Origin of the sequence: Devosia sp. 67-54 (assembly GCF_001899075.1) — a bacterium.
Lineage (GTDB): Bacteria > Pseudomonadota > Alphaproteobacteria > Rhizobiales > Devosiaceae > Devosia_A.
The window spans coordinates 83,134-101,252 of the sequence record NZ_MKVA01000001.1; the positions used below are offsets into that span (position 1 = coordinate 83,134).

Annotated in this window: 15 protein-coding genes; 7 read left to right on the plus strand and 8 right to left on the minus strand. The window is 63.5% G+C overall.

What is annotated here, in order from left to right; translation table 11 throughout:
- Positions 1-16 precede the first annotated feature (16 nt).
- Positions 17-3,268 carry an autotransporter outer membrane beta-barrel domain-containing protein gene (locus BGO82_RS00405; protein ID WP_291303555.1) on the minus strand — a complete coding sequence of 1,084 codons (3,252 nt, stop codon included), beginning with the start codon at positions 3,266-3,268 and terminating at the stop codon, positions 17-19.
- 339 nt (positions 3,269-3,607) lie between these two features.
- Between BGO82_RS00405 and BGO82_RS00410 the strand changes: the two genes are divergently transcribed.
- Positions 3,608-4,453, plus strand: a complete 846-nt coding sequence (locus BGO82_RS00410; RefSeq protein ID WP_291303556.1) for a dienelactone hydrolase family protein — start codon at positions 3,608-3,610, stop codon at positions 4,451-4,453.
- On the opposite strand, the gene BGO82_RS00415 is transcribed toward BGO82_RS00410, so the two are convergent.
- Positions 4,450-5,058, minus strand: coding sequence for an invasion associated locus B family protein (locus BGO82_RS00415; protein WP_291303557.1), 609 nt, complete (start codon positions 5,056-5,058; stop codon positions 4,450-4,452). The genes BGO82_RS00410 and BGO82_RS00415 overlap by 4 nt on opposite strands.
- 236 nt (positions 5,059-5,294) lie before the next feature.
- Here BGO82_RS00415 and BGO82_RS00420 point away from each other — a divergent pair, with 236 nt between their 5' ends.
- Positions 5,295-6,338 carry a hypothetical protein gene (locus tag BGO82_RS00420; protein ID WP_291303558.1) on the plus strand — a complete coding sequence of 348 codons (1,044 nt, stop codon included), beginning with the start codon at positions 5,295-5,297 and terminating at the stop codon, positions 6,336-6,338.
- An 18-nt stretch (positions 6,339-6,356) separates the two neighbouring features.
- On the opposite strand, the gene BGO82_RS00425 is transcribed toward BGO82_RS00420, so the two are convergent.
- Both BGO82_RS00425 and BGO82_RS00430 read right to left on the minus strand, forming a co-directional pair.
- Positions 6,357-7,493: a hypothetical protein gene (locus tag BGO82_RS00425; RefSeq protein ID WP_291303559.1), complete on the minus strand. Its 1,137-nt coding sequence runs from the start codon at positions 7,491-7,493 to the stop codon at positions 6,357-6,359.
- Positions 7,490-8,593 (minus strand): glycosyltransferase, encoded by a 1,104-nt coding sequence (locus BGO82_RS00430; protein ID WP_291303560.1) that lies wholly within the window; start codon positions 8,591-8,593, stop codon positions 7,490-7,492. The genes BGO82_RS00425 and BGO82_RS00430 overlap by 4 nt, the downstream gene beginning before the upstream one ends.
- A 3-nt stretch (positions 8,594-8,596) precedes the next feature.
- Here BGO82_RS00430 and BGO82_RS00435 point away from each other — a divergent pair, with 3 nt between their 5' ends.
- The 4 genes from BGO82_RS00435 to BGO82_RS00450 are packed head-to-tail and all read left to right on the plus strand — an operon-like array spanning position 8,597 to position 14,075.
- The gene (locus tag BGO82_RS00435; RefSeq protein ID WP_291303561.1) at positions 8,597-9,631 is read left to right on the plus strand and encodes a glycosyltransferase; all 1,035 of its coding nucleotides are present in this window, start codon (positions 8,597-8,599) and stop codon (positions 9,629-9,631) included.
- 57 nt (positions 9,632-9,688) lie between these two features.
- Positions 9,689-10,771 (plus strand): dTDP-glucose 4,6-dehydratase, encoded by a 1,083-nt coding sequence (gene rfbB / locus BGO82_RS00440; RefSeq protein WP_291303562.1) that lies wholly within the window; start codon positions 9,689-9,691, stop codon positions 10,769-10,771.
- The gene (gene rfbA / locus BGO82_RS00445; protein WP_291303563.1) at positions 10,768-11,694 is read left to right on the plus strand and encodes a glucose-1-phosphate thymidylyltransferase RfbA; all 927 of its coding nucleotides are present in this window, start codon (positions 10,768-10,770) and stop codon (positions 11,692-11,694) included. Before rfbB ends, rfbA begins: the two co-directional genes overlap by 4 nt.
- Positions 11,682-14,075 (plus strand): glycosyltransferase, encoded by a 2,394-nt coding sequence (locus BGO82_RS00450; RefSeq protein WP_291303564.1) that lies wholly within the window; start codon positions 11,682-11,684, stop codon positions 14,073-14,075. Before rfbA ends, BGO82_RS00450 begins: the two co-directional genes overlap by 13 nt.
- Here the strand turns inward: BGO82_RS00450 and BGO82_RS00455 are convergent.
- The 4 genes from BGO82_RS00455 to BGO82_RS00470 are packed head-to-tail and all read right to left on the minus strand — an operon-like array spanning position 14,018 to position 17,436.
- A complete protein-coding gene (locus tag BGO82_RS00455; protein ID WP_366246919.1) occupies positions 14,018-14,914 on the minus strand; it encodes a glycosyltransferase family A protein in 897 nt (298 codons plus the stop codon). The two genes, BGO82_RS00450 and BGO82_RS00455, sit on opposite strands and share 58 nt — an antisense overlap.
- Positions 14,915-14,942: 28 nt before the next feature.
- A complete protein-coding gene (locus BGO82_RS00460; protein ID WP_291303566.1) occupies positions 14,943-15,809 on the minus strand; it encodes a glycosyltransferase family A protein in 867 nt (288 codons plus the stop codon).
- Positions 15,806-16,552, minus strand: a complete 747-nt coding sequence (locus BGO82_RS00465) for an ABC transporter ATP-binding protein (RefSeq protein ID WP_291303567.1) — start codon at positions 16,550-16,552, stop codon at positions 15,806-15,808. Before BGO82_RS00465 ends, BGO82_RS00460 begins: the two co-directional genes overlap by 4 nt.
- Positions 16,553-16,557: 5 nt before the next feature.
- Complete coding sequence (locus BGO82_RS00470; RefSeq protein ID WP_291303568.1) at positions 16,558-17,436, minus strand: ABC transporter permease; 879 nt, start codon at positions 17,434-17,436, stop codon at positions 16,558-16,560.
- A gap of 369 nt (positions 17,437-17,805) precedes the next feature.
- Here BGO82_RS00470 and BGO82_RS00475 point away from each other — a divergent pair, with 369 nt between their 5' ends.
- Positions 17,806-18,066 carry a hypothetical protein gene (locus BGO82_RS00475; protein WP_291303569.1) on the plus strand — a complete coding sequence of 87 codons (261 nt, stop codon included), beginning with the start codon at positions 17,806-17,808 and terminating at the stop codon, positions 18,064-18,066.
- Positions 18,067-18,119: the final 53 nt, after the last annotated feature.

Consider the following 18,119-nt stretch of genomic DNA (forward strand, 5'->3'; position numbering starts at 1 on the left):
CATATCGGCAGTGCCGTCAGAACGTCTTGCGGATGCCGCCCTTGATGCTCGCATTGTTGAACGAGCCGTTGAACTTGTCGGCCACGGTGACGAAGCCCGACATCGACTTGTCGAGATTGTACACGGTCGCGGAGGCGGAAATTTCGCCGAACAGCCCGCTGATATTGTCGCTGAAGCTCGTGCTGTTGCCGAAGCCGTCCGTAATCGTGATCTTGTTGGCCGGCCCGAGCTCGTCCCACAGCTTGCCCTGCAGCGCCAGCTCGGCGGACATTTCGTCGTTGACCTGCACCGTGGTGCCGACCTTGGCGCCGGCGCCCAGCCTGAAGCTCTGGCCGTTGCTGAAGCTGACGGTGGCCCCGCTCAGGCCCAGGTTCTGGATGGTCGTGTTGACATAGGAGGCGGACACCACGGGCTCGATGAAGGCGTCGCCCATCTGCATGCGGTAGCCCGCATTGGCGAGGATGCCGGCGCTGGTCGACCAGGCGTTGGCCGTCAACCCGCCGCCGGAATAGGTCATGTTGAGGGCATCGATCTTGGCCTCGGCATCGACGTAGAAGCCGTTCCTGGTGTAGGCCGCATAGCCGCCGATCGTGCCGCCCTGGTAGGTCGCCGTGGCGCCGTACGAGCTGAAGCTCAGGCTCGACCCCACGACACCGGCGAACGCACCGGCACGGATGCCGTCGCCATCGCCGTTCGGCTGGAAGTCGGCGCCGCCAAGCAGCGAGAAGGTGTCCTGCACCAGGCTGGTGTTGATCGAGCTGGTGACGCCGCCCAGCGTTTCGGTGACGGCGGTGGTGCGGTTGAAATGGTCGCCGCTGAACTTGCCCCAGATGGAGACCGCCGGCTTGGCGGCCGGCACCGTCGGCGGCGCCACGCCGACCGGCAAATCGGCGCCGCCGCCGCCCTCGCCGGCCTGCGGGAAGTGATTGCCGTAGATATGATCGGCAACGACGCCCGAGGTATCGTACCAGATGTTCTGCGCGCCGGTGACCAGCCCGGGGATCTGCACGTCGGCCGGCGACCAGTCGCTGACCACGATGTAGTCGGGATCGGGCGCAGTGCCCACCGCGTGCAGGAACCAGGCATAAGCCCCGTCCTGCACGGCGCCCACGCCGCCCACCTCGACATAGCCCTTGGATTGCGGCGCGATGTAGAACGTGTCTCCGGCCTTGCAGGTGTCGGTAGCGCAGCCCGGATCGGCGCCGTCTTCGGAACCGTCGACGTAGTTGGCATGCGCCAGGATGACAGTGTCACCGATCAGATTGGTCGAGGTGGTGTTGACCTTGTTGATGATGAGCCCGGTCGAGCCGCTGACATTGCCCGCCGCGAAGCGGTCGGACCGCCACGCCGACGGATCGCTCCAGTCGTCGGTCATCGGATCTTCGACCGTGCCCGGGGCGAGATTGGCATCGAGGCCGATGAAGCTGGTCAGCGCTCCGCCGGTCGAGCCGTGGAAGCGGCCACCGTTGTGGAGGTAGCTCCCGAAGCCATCCTCGCTCGGGCCGTTGAGAATATAGATGCCGTCGCCGACCCCGCCATCGATGGCGCTGAGCAGACCGGGCGACGCAACCGGGCCATCCTGCTCCTCCGACCAATAGGCACCGTTTCTAAAGCCGCTCGGCACGATGAAGTGCGCGGCCTCCTGCGTCGATGGGGCGAACGCCGTCTGCACGAGGCCCGCATTGTCGATGCCGGCGTATCCGTCTTCGGAATAAAGACCGGCCGCATAGCCGAAGCCGTAGTAGGTTTCGGCCTGATCCTGCGTGTACCAGGTGCCGAAATTCTGCAGCGAGGCGCCGTCTTCGTTGCTAACCCCCATTTCCACCCGGCCGATCAGAATGCCGGACGTTTTGTTGGTAACATTGGCGCTGCCACCAGGCGTGAGACCATCCTCCGTGTCTCCGGAAGCCTGGACGGCCAGCGCCTGCGCCGCCATTCCGTAGTCGGCAAGTGACGTGCCGTTGCGCGTCAGCGAGCCGGTTTGCCCGCCTGTCCACGCAAACGTCCCGAACTGGCTCACATCCGCCGCGATGGCGGAAGTATCGAGGGTATAGCCGGCGTCCACGACGGCGCCGTTGTCATCACTGAGCGTAAAGTCGTGCGTCCAGTTGAAATGCGGGAGCGCACGATCGGAATCGCTGGTCGCGATCAGGCCGTAATTGTTGACCCCAGCTCCATACCACGAATGCAGTTCGACGATCGGGGTGGACCCATAGCCATCTTCGTTTCCTTCATAGCCGCTGCCAAGAATGGCGCCGCCGGGGCCGTTGCCGACGAACACCTGCCTCGCGGCAAGCATGATGCCCTGATACTGCCCGATGACGTGCCCACCGCCGGTCGGGGTGCTGTCGCCAAGCTGGGCCCAGTTGTAGACGTTGGCCTGCGAGATTCCGCCGATTCCTTCGGGATTACCGACATGGATACCGGCATTGCCGTCGCCGATGATGCTGCCGGCTGTATTGTTGACGGTGACGCCGTCTTCTCCACCAGCATCGGCGATGTAGACGCCGGCTCCACTGCCGAAGATGACACCGCCAGTGTTGCTGACGCTGACCCCGTCGGTGACGTCGGCGACGTAGACGCCATCCCCCCCGAAACCCGCGATCACGCCGCTCCCATTGTTGTTGATGTGCGTATATTGCACGCCGTGCACAAAGATACCCGTTAACAGGCCGGTTCCCTCGCTGACTACCGAGCCATCATTGTCGAGATCGAAAGCCAGGCCGCCGTCCTCGCCATAGACTTCGATGCCGTAGTTTTGAGTCCCCAGCACATGCCCGGAATTGGTGAGGTGCACATAGCCGTCCTCACCCGTCACGAGGATGCCGGTGGTCCCGGTGATCGACGCCGCGGCGCTCCCGCCAGACGCGCCGTCGATAGTCGCCTCCACATCCTCGCCGGGATTCTTAATCGCCAGGCCGATGCCGGTTTCGCCGTCGGCAAAGCCGATCGACGACCCGGCATACATATGGATGCCGTCTCCATGGGTGCTGTAGCCATCGGCATCGATGGTGAAAGCCGTGGTGTTGCTCCTGACCTCCTGCACAAAGGGAAGTTCAGGGTCGGGGCCGATGAGAACCGAAAACGGCCCGTCCTCCGGGATCAGCGATTCCGCCGACGGGATGGTTGAACCGGTGCCGTTGCAGATGAAATCGCTGATACCCGTGCACACCGGCGATGCCACCGCCACCGCTGGCAGCGCCACGCCGCCGGCGATCATTCCGGCAGCGACGATGGCGGTGGAGGCGAGCAGTTGCGAGGGGCGCAAGCGCCCCGCATCTCCAAAGAAACGACTGACAGAGGCACGGCGGGAGACTCGCTGACGGCGCATACCAACCCCCTTTTGGACGGCCACGGACGGCACTATCCTTGGTCGGCGGAAACTATCTGCCGCCTTTTACTGACGCAAGAACGGCTCGATGAATCCACCGAAGAACAACTTCAGTGTTGCTGACTCGACACAAAAACTAGATGACTTTCCCGGACTCTATTTCGGAGTCACGAGCAAGACCTCATGACTCATCCGTGGCCGACAACCTGCTCCCGATTTCACGCGGCCAAGTTGTTTCCGGCCGTCGACTCTGAGCGATCCCGATCGTCGCGGCGGATGCAAGTAATCGCTCTTATCTCCATGATGCTGCTGCTGTTCCTGCCTGCCGCCTCGCCCGCGGCGGAGGCGGCGCCGGCGCAGCGGCTCACCATCCCGATGGCGGCGGTCCGCGGCGGCATGCCGGCCGATCTCTACCTTCCCGCCGGCAAAGGGCCGTTCCGCCTCGCGCTCATCGCGCACGGCTCGGACGAGGCGGCGTCGCTGCGGCGGAAGATGGCGTTCCCGCGCTTTCCGGCGCTGACGGCGTGGCTGCTGGCGCGGGGCTTCGCCGTCGCCATCCCGGAGCGGCCGGGGCATGGCGCGGCCGGCGGGCCCTATCTCGAGAGCCAGGGGCCGTGCCTGCTGCCCGACTACGGCAAGGCGGGGCTCGGCACCGCGGCGAGCCTTATTGCCGCGCTCGACTACCTGCGCACGCTGCCGTCGATCCGGCGCGACGGCGTGGTGGTGATCGGCAATTCGGCCGGCGGCTGGGGGGCGCTGGCGCTCGCCAGCCAGAACCCGCCGGGCGTCGCCGGCATCGTCAATTTCGCCGGCGGCCGCGGCGGCCGCAACCACAATCTGCCGGGCAACACTTGCGCGCCCGACCGGCTGGTCGCGGCGGCCGGGCAGTTCGGCGCCACGGCGCGCCTCGCCACGCTGTGGCTCTATGCGCGCAACGACACGTATTTTGCACCGGAGCTGGCGCAGGCCATGGCCACGGCCTTCACCACGGCCGGTGGTGCGGCGCAGCTCGTGCTGCTGCCGCCGGTCCGGGGCGACGGCCATGCGCTGATCAATACCAAGGGCGCCGAGGCGAGCTGGGCCGCGCCGCTCGGCAAATTCCTCGACAGGCTGCGGCGCTAGAGCTTCGCCAGCGCGTCCGCGAGGCCGGCGGCGCTGAGACCGAGCACCAGCGGCTGCGGCCGCGACGGCACCACCACCGCGACGACGATGCGGCTCGCACCTTGCAACAGTTGCAGGTAATCGCTGGCGAGCACCGCCCGCGCCTCGCAGGTCTGCTGCCCGCAGGAGGCGAACGGCACGCCCCTGGGCCGGCCGTCGCCGAGATCGAGCACCAATCCCTTGCCCCGGTCGACGTCGGCGGGGACCATGAAGCTGGTGCGATAGGCGCCGCTGCCGTCCTTGCGGATGGTCCAGACCAGCACGATCTGGTTGCTGTCGCGCGAGCGCAGCGTCTGCTGCAGCACGCAACCGGCGACGTCGGCCTGCGGCGGGTCGCACAGCACCAGCCAGTCGCCGATGCGGGTCGCCGACACTGCCGGCGCCGGCTGCCGGCTGCTCGCGGCGGCGGCGGCCGGCCAAGCGCCGGTCGCGTCGGGAACGGCCGGCGGCACCAGCTTCTGCCAGGCAAAATACGCCGCGCCCGCCGCCAGCACCGCGGCGGCCACGATGAAGGCCAGCGTCAGCTTGCGGACGATGCCGGGTCTTGGCGCCTGTTCGAGCGACATGGGCGCGTCAGCTCGCGAGCCCGACGACCGGCCCAACCGCATCTGCCCTCATCTGCATCGCTGCCTCCCAAAAACCCTCGGGCAAGTCTATAGCACGGACTTGCTGGTCAAATTCAGGCCGATCCTGCCTCAATGCTTCGTCCTCGCCGGTTTCCTGCATCTGCGCCGGCCCTTTACTGGCGGGCCGAAGTCATGCGACGACCACGGGACGCGCTGTTCAACTTCCCGGATCGGGCATGAACGACCAGGCTGCACGCGACGACACGACGACATCCGCGCAGGCGGCGGCGCCCGATCCACGGCGCCGTCCACCCGCGCCGCCGATCACGCGGCACCTGGTGCTGGTCAACCAGCCGGGGTGGCAGTCGGTCGACGACCTGTTCCAGATCGCGAGGAAAGTCCGGTGGCTCGACCCGAGCATCGCCGTGTTCGTGGTGACGGCCGAGGTCAACGACATCCTGGCCAGCGAGAAGGCGGCCGAGCGGCCGAGCCTCGTGGTGTCGTTCGGCCCACTCGGCAATTTCGCGCCGCGGCGCGGCAAGGTCTATGCCGGGCACCAGATCGCCAAGCTCGAGCAGCTGCGGCGCCTGGCGGCGGCGGGCGTGCCCGTGCCGCGCACCGCCTATCTCACGGCGCAGACGCCGCTCGATCCCGCGCTGTGGGGCGAATTCGTCATCCTCAAGCCTAGCGACATCGCCACCTCGTCGCACGGCCTCGGCTTCCAGCTCATGCGGACCTCCCGGGTGCGCTACCGCCCGCCCGAGGACTATCCCGAGGACCACCCGGCCCGACGCGGGCCGATGATCGTCCAGCAATTCGTCGACACCGGCGAGCATGTGGAGTCGTTCCGCGTGCTGCTGCTGTTTGGAGAGCCGCTCTACTGCTATCGCATAGTTGCCAGGCCGCCCCGTGTGGCGCTCGACGCACCGGATGACGTTCTGGAAGCAGCAATCGTGCAAATCCAGGCCGTGCCAGTCGAGGACCGCGTGCGCACCTACGTGTTCGACGCCGACGTCATCATGACGGCTCGCCGTGCTGCTCAGGTCGTTCCGCATCCGCCGCTGCTAGGCTGCGACGTCGTTCGAGATCACCGCAATGGGCGTGTCTACGTGCTCGAGCTCAATCCCGGCGGCAACACTTGGCATTTTTCTTCGCAGCACGCGGCTGCGTCGCGCGCGGCAGAACCGCCTCAGCTGACGGCACAGCGCCGGGAGCAATTCGACGCCATGAACCTCGCCGCCCATGTCCTGGTGCAGCGCACGCGGGCAGAGGCCGAGTAGGCGGCGACACCGCCTCGGTCACCCCATCAGCGGCGAGCCGCCGACCCAGAGCAGCGAGAACACCAGGCCCAGCGCGCCGCCAATGCAGGCGGAGAGCCAGAACGACCAGCGATTTCGGCCGCAGAGATCGGCTGCGGCGATCGTCACCGGCGACAGGCCGGCGGTGAAGCGCAGGATTGACTGCATGCCCGTCAGCAGCGAGAGCACCAGCGACAGGGCGACGAACAGGCCCATGCCCACGCGCCGGCTCAGCATCAGGAACAGCGCGGCGCCGAGCCCCAGCAAGGCGAAGATCGCCATGGTCAGCCGATAGCCGGCATGGTGGCCCTCCTGCGCCTTGAGCAGCAGACCGTCGATGATGTTTGTAACGGGGTTCGTGAGTCCGCGTCCCCAGGCGGTCTGCACGTGCATGAAGGCGAGCGCATCCCCCACATGCAGGTGGAGATACAGCATGTATGCGAGCAGCCCCACGGGCGCGGCCGCGAGGCTGGCCAGCGCCGCGCCGACGGACGCTCTCGTCCAGCCGCCTTGTCCCGTCCGCCTGAACGAGGCCGCCAGGGCCAGGGCGATCGGCACGACGATGAACAGTCCGGTGACCCGCGTGGTGGCGAGCAGCAGCGCCGCCAGCGCGACCAGCATGTAGCGCTGCTGCCGCAGGCCGACGAACACCGCGATCGACAGCCCGAAGAACAGCGGCTCGCTCATGCCCAGCCCATAGGCATAGGCAAACGGGCCGATGAGCACGAACACGCAGAACAGGCGATAGGTCCGCTCGCCGTCGAACAGCGGCCGCGCGAACAGGCAGGCCGCAGCGATCGTAATCTCGCCGATCACCACGCCGCACAATTGCCAGGACCAGCCGCTGAGCGCGTGCAGCGCGGCGAGCAGCAGCGGCGTCAGTGGGAAGTAGGCCCAGTTGGCCGTGCCGTCGGGCCGCCGCACGAGATCGTAGCCCTGCGCGGCGAGCTGCGTGTACCAGTTGCAATCCCAGGTGCAGAGCGCGCCCAAATAGCGGTTCGGATCGGCGTCGCCATTGAGGAGCGCGAAGGCGAGATAGCGCGTCAGCACGCCCGCCAGCGCAAGCGCCACGACGAGCCACGCATCGGTGCGCGACACGGTCCGCCGCACCGCCGCCGGCGCAAATGCCTCGGTCATGCTGCGGCCTCCGGCGCCAGCTCGCGGTAGAGCGCCATGTAGGCCTCGCCCATCGCCGCGGCGGTGAAGTGCTGCTCGTATCGCTGCCGGGCGCGCGCCGCCATCGCGTCGCGCCGGCCGATGTCGGCGGCGAGGCGGCGCATCGCCTGGTCGAGGGCGCCGGCGTCGTCGGGCGCGATCACGAGGCCGGTGTCGCCGTCGAGATTGACGTAGCTGGTGCCGGTGCCGATCTCGCACGAGATCATCGCGCGTCCCGCCCGCGCCGCCTCCAGCAGGGCGACGCCGAAGGCCTCGGACCGCAGATGCGAGGGAAACACGAAGGTGCCGCAGAGCTGCAGCAGCGCCCATTTGTCGTCGTCGCTGACCGGCCCCAGATAGGTGACGTTGGGCAGGCTGGCCGCGCGGATCAGCTCCTCGCCCTCGCCCTTGCCCGCAACCACCACCGGCAGGCCGTTGGCGCGCGCTGCCTCGACGAGCACCGGCAGCCCTTTGTAGTAGCGCAGGGCGCCGACGAAGAGGAAGAAGCCCTCCCCCACCCGCTCGCGATACTGGGCCAGCCGCTGCGGATCGACCGGCGGCTGCTCGCTGAGACCGATGGGGATGACCGACAGTTTTGTAGAATAGCGCTTCAGCACGTCGCTGCTCTGCACGTAGTTGGGCGAGGTCGCCACCACGCGGTCCGCCGAGCGCAGGAAGCGGTGCATCAGCGGCCGGTAGAGGCGCAGCAGGGTCCTCTGCCGCACGATGTCGGAATGGTAGGTGACGACCGACGGCTTGTGCGGCGGCGTCAGCAGCTGCAGCAGATCCATCATCGGCCATGGGAAATGATAGTGGACGATGTCGGCGGTGGCGGCCCGCCGCCGGAATTCGCGGAACAGCGCCAACGACAGGCCGGTCGAAGCGACATAGAGGTCCTGCCGCGCCCGCACCGACACATGATGCGCCACCGGCACCTCGCCGGGCTCGGCGTTGCGGCTGACCGACAGCACTTCGGTCTCGACCCCGAACTGCCGCGTGTTCTCGGCAATTTCCCAGATGACCCGCTCGATGCCGGTGAAGGAGTCCGGCAGATAGGTCTTGAAGACGTGGAGAATTTTCATGCGATGGCTTCGCAGGCCGCGGGGATTTCTTTATGCCCATCGACAGCGTATCTGCCAAGCGGACGGACAATCGGAGCCCGAGAGCAACTGACGCCTTCGCATACGAGCCCCGACGGAGCCCGCGTCCTCGTCCTGCTCGCCACCTACAATGGCGGCCGGTTCCTCGAGGACCAGCTCGCCTCGATCGCGGCGCAGTCGATCGCGCATGTCGACATGCTGGTCAGCGACGACGGGTCGTCCGACGACACGCTGGCGCAGCTCGAGGCGTGGCGCGCGAGATGGACGCGCGGCACCTTCACCGTGCTTTCCGGGCCGAAACAGGGCTTTGCCGAGAACTTCCGCAGCCTGATCGTGCGGGCGGCGCCGGCGGGGCCGACCTTCGTCGCCTTCAGCGACCAGGACGATGTGTGGGACAGAGACAAGCTGGCCGCCGCCGTCGCGGTGCTTGCGGCGCGACCGGCCGGCGAGCCGGCGCTCTATGGCAGCCGCTCGCGGCTGGTCGATGAGGACGGGCGGCCGTTCGGGCACTCGCCGCTGTTCCCCCGCCGCCCGAGCTTCCGCAACGCCATCGTGCAGAGCCTGGCGGGCGGCAACACCATGGTCTTCAACGGCGCCGGCTTCGCGCTGCTGCAGGAGTCGGCGCGCCGCACCGGCTTTCTGATGCACGATTGGTGGAGCTACCTGATCGTCTCGGGCGCCGGCGGCGTCGTCCATTACGACCGCACGCCGCATATCGGCTACCGGCAGCACCGCGGCAACGCCATCGGCGGCGGCATCGGGCTCCTCGACCGGCCGAAGCGGATGATGGAGCTGCTGGATGGCAAATTCTCGCGCTGGAGCGACGAAAACGTCGCCTCGCTCCACGCCTGCCGCGACCTGCTCAATGCCGAGTCGCGCGAGGTGCTGGCGCAATTCGAGCAATTGCGCGCAACACACGCCCTTGCCGTTCCCGGGAAATTGTTGCAGTCAGGCATCTATCGACAGACGGTAAAAGGCAATGTGGCGCTCGGGCTTGCGGCACTGCTGCATCGCCTCTAGCGACTATCTGTCGAATAGTGTCGCGACCCTGGTCGCGTTTGTTGCGGATATTTGCAGATGACAATTCTGGTCACCGGCGGCTGTGGATTTATCGGGTCCAATTTCATCCTCGACTGGATGGCGGCGACCAGCGAGCCCGTGGTCAACCTCGACAAGCTGACCTATGCCGGCAACCCGGCCAACCTCGCGCCGCTGGTGGGCAGCAACCGCTACAGCTTCGTGCAGGCGGGCATCGAGGATTACGACACCGTGGCGGCGCTGCTGGCCCGGCACGACATCCGCGCGGTGGTGAATTTCGCCGCCGAGAGCCATGTCGACCGCTCCATCCACGGGCCCGAGGCCTTCATCCAGACCAATGTGGTGGGCACGCTCCGGCTGCTCGAGGCGGTGCGCGGCCATTGGGCGGGGCTGAGCCCCGACGCCCGCGCCGGCTTCCGCTTTCTCCACGTCTCGACCGACGAGGTCTACGGCACGCTCGGGCCGGACGATCCGCCGTTCACCGAGGCGACGCCGTTTCAGCCCAACAGCCCCTACGCCGCGAGCAAGGCGAGCTCGGACCATCTGGTGCGCGCCTGGCACGAGACCTACGGCCTGCCCACCCTCACCACCAATTGCTCGAACAATTACGGGCCGCTGCACTTCCCCGAAAAGCTGATCCCGCTGATCATCCACAATGCGCTGGGCGGCAAGGATCTGCCGATCTATGGCGACGGCCGGCAGGTGCGCGACTGGCTCTATGTCGGGGACCATTGCAGCGCCATCCGCCGCGTGCTCGAGGCGGGCGCGCCCGGCGCCACCTACAATGTCGGCGGCAACAACGAGAAGCCCAACATCGAGGTGGTGCGCGCTATCTGCGGCCTTCTCGATGTGGAACGGCCGCGGCCCGACGGCGTTTCCTATGCCAGCCAGATCGCCTTCGTGAAGGACCGCCCCGGCCATGACCGCCGCTATGCGATCGACGCCTCCAAGATCCGCCGCGAGCTTGGCTGGAGCCCGGCCGAGACGTTCGAGACCGGCATCGCCAAGACCGTGCGCTGGTACCTCGACAATCCCGGCTGGGTCGCCAGCGTGACCTCGGGCGCCTATCGCGACTGGATTGCCGCGCAGTACGCGGCCGCCCCCGCCGAGGCCGGCGCATGAGCCGCAAGGGCATCATCCTCGCCGGCGGCGCCGGCACGCGGCTGCACCCGGCAACGCTGGTGGTGAGCAAGCAATTGCTGCCGGTCTACGACAAGCCGATGATCTACTATCCGCTGTGCACGCTGATGCAGGGCGGCATCCGCGACATCCTCATCATCTCCACCCCCGACGACACGCCGCGCTTCCGCCAGCTCCTCGGCGACGGCAGCCAGTGGGGGATCAGCCTCAGCTATGCCGTGCAGCCCAGCCCCGACGGCCTGGCGCAGGCGTTCCTGATCGGCGCCGGCTTCATCGGCAGCGATCCCAGCGCGCTGATCCTGGGCGACAACATCTTTTACGGCCACTCGATCACCGAGTTGTTGGCGCGCGCCGATGCCCGCGCCGCCGGCGCCACGGTGTTCGCCTATCACGTCAACGACCCCGAGCGGTACGGCGTGGCCGAGTTCGACGCCGACGGCACGGTGGTCGGCCTCGAGGAAAAGCCGGCCGCGCCCAAATCCAGCTACGCCGTCACCGGGCTCTACTATTACGACAGCGACGTGGTGGAGCTGGCGCGCGGGCTGAAGCCGTCGCCGCGCGGCGAGCTCGAGATCACCGACCTCAACCGGCTGTACCTGACGCGCGGCACGCTGAAGGTCGAGCTGATGGGCCGCGGCTACGCCTGGCTCGACACCGGCACGCACGACTCCCTGCTGGAGGCGAGTCAGTTTATTGCGACTCTGGAGCACCGGCAGGGGTTCAAGGTCGCCTGCCCCGAAGAGGTGGCCTGGCGCATGGGCTGGGTGAGCGACGAGCAGCTGCTCAAGCTGGCCGAGCCGATGGCGAAGAGCGGGTATGGAAAATATCTGATCAGCATGCAAATAGAGACCCGCAAATTAAGCGACGCACTCAAGGACTCTGGACAATCTAATTGCCTTCACTAACCTTTGTTAAATTATTTCTCCCGACCGCCGTGCGACGACCGCTTGGCAAGCTGTGGAGATTGCGGCAGCGTTGTGGAAGCTGGTCCGCTACTGCAGCCAATATTATTGGCCGCATAAGAGAAAGCGGCGTTGCCACCGTGCTGAAAGCTAGCATGCGGCAACCATTGGTCTCCAACCAGCCTTCCGAGGAGGGCCCCCAGGAACTCAGGGTTGCGGTGAAGATGCGCCTTACAGGAGATATGGCGCCGGTAGACGTGAAAACAACGGACAGGACGTTCTCGATCCTCATGCCCGTGTATCGACCCCGCATTGACGAGTTACGAGCAGCTATTGACTCGGTGCTTCGGCAAACAGCGCCATGGTGGGAATTGTGTATCGTAGTCGACGGCGGCGCAACTTCTTCACTGTCAAATCTTCTCAACGCCAGCGCAGCTAAAGACAGCCGAGTTCGCTATTTGATAAGCGACGCAAATGAGGGAATTTCCGCCGCCACAAATCGTGCGTTCAGGATGTCGACGGGATCATTTGTCCTGCTTATGGATCAAGACGACCTACTAAGCGCTGACGCCATCGAAATAATAAACGACACGATACAGGCGCATCCCGATGCCGATTTTCTATATTCCGACGAAGTTATCATTGACTCCAACGATGATCCCATTAAGTTTTTCCTTAAACCCGACTGGTCTCCGTGCTTCTTACTTTCAAGTATGTACACCGGTCATCTAAGTTGTTATCGTAGAAGCTTTGTAGAAAATATAGGCTCATTCAGAAGTGAATATGACCTATCGCAGGACTACGATCTTGCACTGCGTGCTTCTGAAAGTACCGAAAATATATTTCATATTCCGCAGATACTTTACGGGTGGCGAGCATCTGAAGGCTCGGCTTCGGTTGGTGGCAAGCCTCAAGCAAGAGATAGCAATAAGGCCGCACTTCAAGCAGCCTTGAGCCGTCGAGGAATAACAGGAACTATCGTTGAGGATGGATATGTAAATAGAATTCAATTTGAACCCAAGCCCGGAGATCTGGTATCTATTATCATTCCATCTGATAACTACAATCATATATCAAATACCATCAACGCGTTGCTTGGCTTTCATAATGACACATCGACAGAGATAATCGTTGTCACAAATTCTTCTCTCTGCAAGAAGCTGCCCCCTCGCTATGATAGCGTACGTTTTATTCCATTTGACGCGAAATTCAATTTTTCAGCAAAATGTAATCTAGGCGCCAAACATGCTAATGGCAATATTCTTCTATTTTTGAACGACGATGTAAGCCCAAATCGTAATAACTGGCTTGATGCATTTGTTGGAACTTTGGCAATACCTAACGTCGGTGCTGTGTCGCCCCGTTTGATATATTCTGACGAAAGACTCCAGTTTGCAGGAATGGTTACGGGCGTGCGTAGCCTAGTTGGCAGTGCTTTGCACGGGCTTCCAGTTGCGACCTCGCTAAACTTGGACATGGCCCAGCATATGCGCGAAGTCTCTATTTTGTCTGGCGCATGCTTAGCGATCTACAAGTCAATCTATGATAGGTTGGGGGGGTTCGACGAAACGCACTTCCCTATTGCCCATTCCGACATCGATCTTTCATTCAAGGTAAGAGCGGCCGGCCTTAGGTGTGTGTACAACCCTGCGTCCACTCTGACACACATAGGTCACGCTTCCTTTGAAACGGGAGGCTTCGTACCAAGCGGAGTGAAAGACCCAGCGGATGCGTTAATGATCGCTCGTTGGCCTGGGTACACTTCATATGATCCCTACTTTACCCCGGCGATGGCGAAGGTCCTATACACTGACTCGCCTGAGCCTTTCGAGATCTTTCCGGGGAAATTCGAATCGGGCTTTCCCAAGGAAACGCTAATGGCGATAGTGAGTGATCTCGAGCGCACCTCACACAACGGGGCTATAGCTCGCTACCTAGCCGAGAAAGCGCGAACCGGAAGTCTTGTGGTACTTGCCTCCCCAGTTGATGGGCCAATGCGAGCTGAGATGCTTTGCAACGGCTTGTCCGTCATTGTGGATCAAATGGCTTTGGTTGATTACCGCTTAACCGCTGAATTTGTTCAGGCATTTGAAACTGTGCTGTTTGGGACGCTGCGGGCTGCTCAGTTGCTTTGCCGGACCAGTTCCTTCATTCGCTCTGAACTTTGGGTACCCCAAGATGAGCTGGATGGAATCCCTTTGGGTACCTATCACGGCGCTTATCAAGCTCTAGGCTGCGCAACGGTAGTCAAAGCTCCAACGCTCGGGCTACAAAAGTTCTTGGCAGCGTTCAGCGGCCAAGTTGGCCTTCAACCTTTCGCCGAAGATCAGCTTGCTGGTGGTCGGTCACCATTCTTGGCAAGCACTGCTCCCTCGTCTCTTTGATAGTCTTGGAGCTTTGTAATCCGCGTGTCATCGCAGTGGCGGTAGTAAGCAGCCAACACGTTTATCGCGGCCGCTGGCTCAGTCCGCGTGTACCGTAGCACCAACTCCCAGTCCTCAAGCGACTTTAGCGATTCATCCCAACCGCCGGCGGCATCAACCAGGGAGCGTCGATGGACCATAACATTCGTGTCGATATAATTCCCGGTTTCCAGTAGGGCTCTGTCGAAGTTCTTCCACAAAATTCGCTCCTGATGAAAATTGTGAATGTCCGTGACCAAAGCCCCATAGGCTAAGCTAATCTCAGGCCGCGTTGCGAGCACATCTACGGCTTTCTTTAGAAAATCTGGATACCAGACGTTATCATCGTCAAGATAGGCGATGAATGAACCGCGACTGGCGCGTATGCCTGCATTCCTCGCCGCAGACGCCCCGCGGTTGCTCTGGTGCAAATACCTTATCCGCGGATCGACCAAGAACCTTGCGACGACGGAACGGGTGTCGTCCTCACTACCGTCGTCAACGACCAACAATTCCCAGTCGCGAAAGCTCTGGGCCAACACACTCTCAATTGCTTCGCCCACGTATCGCGCTCGATTGTGCGTTGGCATTACTACGGAGACGGCCGGAGATTCCAAAGTGGCTACCGCAGCGCTGGCCCCCGGGGGGCGCTCAGGCGCGGACTGAAGTAGCTGCTCCAGTCGATATATTCGACTCTGGAGCGTGTCCATCTGGGCTCGTATTGCATATTCTGAACCCCATAGCCGCCTTTTGATCCAGCGCAATGGAGGGGCAAGTCGTGATCTGCGAAGGCGACGGCTTAAATTGCGAAGATTGACCATCAACTACTCGCTAAACGTTATCGGCGACTCATTCTACATTCAAGAATCGCCTAGATAGTCGATGCTCGTCACATTGGCGATAGTAAGCACCGAGTACATCAAGGGGATACCCATCCTTGTCTCGTGTCATACGCAAAGCCAAGTCCCAATCAGACGCGGCCACATTTGGATCCTCCCGCCAATATCCATATTTTTCAAATAGCTCTCGTCGATGAACAATCACATTCGTATCGATAAAATTCGCGACCGTGAGAGCTTGGCGATTGAACGGCTCCCACATAATGCGCCTCCCATGCTCGAATAAATCGCTAACCAGCGCGGCGTAGGCAAAGTCGACTTCTGGAGAGACAGCAAAAAGGTCGGTCGCCCTTAGAAGGAAGTCGGGATACCAGAGGTTGTCATCATCCAAATATGCCAGTAGCGGCGCTCTCGTGGCCGCTACACCAACATTGCGTGCGGCGCCCGCACCCGCGTTTTCTTGCCAGACATATCGGATACGAGGATCTGCGAGATAGGGCGCTACTGCCGTTCTAGTGTCATCAACGCTACCGTCGTCCACGACGACCAGTTCCCAGTCAGTGAAACGTTGTTCAATAACGCTCCGAATAGCTTCGCCTACGAACGATGCGCGGTTATGAGTAGGCATGACCACCGATACTACTGGACTGCCTAAGGCCTCAACGGCTTTCGCCGCCCCCGGTAGCCTCGCTGCAGCTGTTCCAGTGAGCAACTTTTCAAGCCGCAACGCGCGTTCAACGAGACGTTGCTCGGCTTGATCTAGTAGCAAAAGCCTACCTTCAACCTCCAACAAGCGGCTGGAAAGCGGAGCAAGTATCTTGTCTTGCAATGATTTGAGCCGCGCCACTAGCCGTAAGTAAATTGATGCTGGTCTCATGCAGGTCCGTTCATGGTCTCTGGTTCCGGTATCAACGGCAGATCTGCTATTGGTCTGCCTTGCTCCATTTGCACCTTGCGATTGCAAAATCGTCCAATCAGCGCATCTGAATGGCTCGCCAGCAGCACGATGGATGAGCGGGCGAACAGCCCCTCGATGCGCTTTTGCGCCTTCTCCTGGAAGGCGGCGTCGCCGGCGCCGATGCCTTCGTCGATGAGCAGGATATCGTGCTGCAGGGCGGTGGAGATGGCGAAGGTCAGGCGGGCCTGCATGCCGGCCGAATAGATCTTCATCGGCAGCTCAAGGAAATCGCCGAGGTCGGTGAAGGCGGCGATGTCGGGAATCTGGGCTGCGATCTCGCGCTTGCTCATGCCGAGGATGTAGCCCCGGAGGTAAATGTTCTCGATGCCGGTCGCCTCGGGGTCCATGCCGGCCGAGGGGTCCAGCAGCGTGCCCACCCGGCCTTCGATGCACACACTGCCCGACACCGGCTTGTAGATGCCGGCCAGCACGCGCAGCAGCGTAGTCTTGCCCGAGCCGTTGTGGCCGACCAGCCCGATGCGGTCGCCGTCGCTGATCTCGAGGTTCAGCTTGTCGATGGCGCGCACAGCGACGATGTCCCGGGCGCCGGCCATGACGCGGCCGCCTGTCGCCTGCGCCAGCACGGTGTTCTTCAGCGAGCGGGCGTTGGCGCCGAAGATGGCGAATTCGACCGACAGGTCCTTGATCGAGATATGGGCCATCCGGGTTACACCCAATAGGCGATGCGGGCATAGGCCCGGCGGTAGAGATACGCGGTGCCGGCAAGGCCGATCGCGGCGAGGCCGAGCGCGAACAGCCAGCTGTGCGGGGCGATGTCGTGGCCGAGCAGCGGCGCGCGGGTGAGCTCGAGGATGTGGTAGAGCGGGTTCCACTCGATGAAGGCGGGGCGGCTCGACAGCGTCGCCGGCGACCAGAACACCGGGGTCACGAAGAAGATCACCTGCACGACGTTGGCGATCACCTGCGGGATGTCGCGGAAGCGGGTGCTGAGGATGCCTGCGGCGAGCCCCATCCAGGCGGCGTTGACGAGGAACAGCGCGAAGCCGGGGATGAACAGCAGGAACTGCCAGTCGGGCACGATGCGGAACCACACCAGCACGACCAGGTAGATCGCCATGTTGAAGCCCCAGATGATGACGTTACGCGCGAGCATGCGAAAGAAGTGCACGGAGACCGGCAGCGGCACGTTCTTGATGTAGGCCTCGTTGCCGATGAAAACGGCCGTGCCCTCGTTGATGCAGCTGGTCAAAAGTCCCCAGTTTATAAGGCCTACAGCGATATAAGGCAGCGTGCTGCTCATGTCCTGGTGGAACAGCGTCGAAAACACCAGCCCCATGGCCGCCACCATGATGCCCATGCTGAGGGTCAGCCAGAACGGGCCGAGCACCGAGCGGCGGAAGCGCTGGCGGATCTCGTGGAAGGCGAAGCGCGTCCAGATCGGGTATTTGCGGAAGCCCTCGACCAGGTCGGCGATGGCCTCGTCGGCGAGATGGTCGGCGGTGATCAGCTTCACCGGGACGGCGGCGGTTCCGGGGCGGACATCGCGGGCCAGGGTCTGCTCCGGCGCATGCACGTTCTCGGCCAAGTGGTTGTTCTCCGGTGTGCGCGGGCGGCGCCCGAGGCGGCCGCGGGGGCCGTAGGTTCTCCGCCAAGCCCTTGTTCGCGCTGGCGCCCGCGCCTTTACCACCCTCCCCGCCCCCCGTCCATGCCGGCAAAACGCCCCACCCGCCCAACGACACAAAGTCTTGTGGTCACCCGGCTTTGGCCTCACCCTGCTGGGTGATGCACGTGCCCGGGTGGTTGCGTAGGGTCCGGTCATAGCGGCTCTTTCAGTCAGGCCGACTATGAACTTGGCGGCACGACCGGGCGCGGTCGTGCCGCTTTCATATGTCGGCGTATGAGCAGAACCTGCCCCGGGCTCGCGCGTTGTCTCCGGACACGCAGCGAGGATCAGATGCCGCTTGACGAAATCGAACAGAAAGCCAGCGACTGGCTGGGCTCCGACGAGCTGGCGAGGCAGCTGTCCCAGATGGACATGGTCGAGGCCGAGAGCGCACTGCGGAGCGGGCTCGCCGCCCTCGACGGCGGGCTCGAAATCCTCGGCCTCGGGGAAAAGCCGCGCGGCGTGACGCGGGTGATCGAGCTGTCCTGGCGGCGCGGGCCGGGCGGTGCCGAGCACAAGACCTCGATCCTGCTGCCCACCACAGCGGCCTAGCGGCGCGACTCCTCACCGTTCGTCAAGTCCTTGCTCCGCCTGGCGGACAGGCG

Bases quoted from the DNA above. Each gene is read 5' to 3' on its own strand.
- BGO82_RS00460 (WP_291303566.1), bottom strand. From the start codon at position 15,809: ATGAGACCAGCATCAATTTACTTACGGCTAGTGGCGCGGCTCAAATCA.
- BGO82_RS00465 (WP_291303567.1), bottom strand. From the start codon at position 16,552: ATGGCCCATATCTCGATCAAGGACCTGTCGGTCGAATTCGCCATCTTC.
- rfbB (WP_291303562.1), top strand. From the start codon at position 9,689: ATGACAATTCTGGTCACCGGCGGCTGTGGATTTATCGGGTCCAATTTC.
- BGO82_RS00425 (WP_291303559.1), bottom strand. From the start codon at position 7,493: ATGACCGAGGCATTTGCGCCGGCGGCGGTGCGGCGGACCGTGTCGCGC.
- BGO82_RS00475 (WP_291303569.1), top strand. From the start codon at position 17,806: ATGCCGCTTGACGAAATCGAACAGAAAGCCAGCGACTGGCTGGGCTCC.
- BGO82_RS00435 (WP_291303561.1), top strand. From the start codon at position 8,597: ATGGCTTCGCAGGCCGCGGGGATTTCTTTATGCCCATCGACAGCGTAT.
- BGO82_RS00410 (WP_291303556.1), top strand. From the start codon at position 3,608: ATGCAAGTAATCGCTCTTATCTCCATGATGCTGCTGCTGTTCCTGCCT.
- BGO82_RS00415 (WP_291303557.1), bottom strand. From the start codon at position 5,058: ATGTCGCTCGAACAGGCGCCAAGACCCGGCATCGTCCGCAAGCTGACG.
- BGO82_RS00455 (WP_366246919.1), bottom strand. From the start codon at position 14,914: ATGGTCAATCTTCGCAATTTAAGCCGTCGCCTTCGCAGATCACGACTT.
- BGO82_RS00430 (WP_291303560.1), bottom strand. From the start codon at position 8,593: ATGAAAATTCTCCACGTCTTCAAGACCTATCTGCCGGACTCCTTCACC.
- BGO82_RS00420 (WP_291303558.1), top strand. From the start codon at position 5,295: ATGAACGACCAGGCTGCACGCGACGACACGACGACATCCGCGCAGGCG.
- rfbA (WP_291303563.1), top strand. From the start codon at position 10,768: ATGAGCCGCAAGGGCATCATCCTCGCCGGCGGCGCCGGCACGCGGCTG.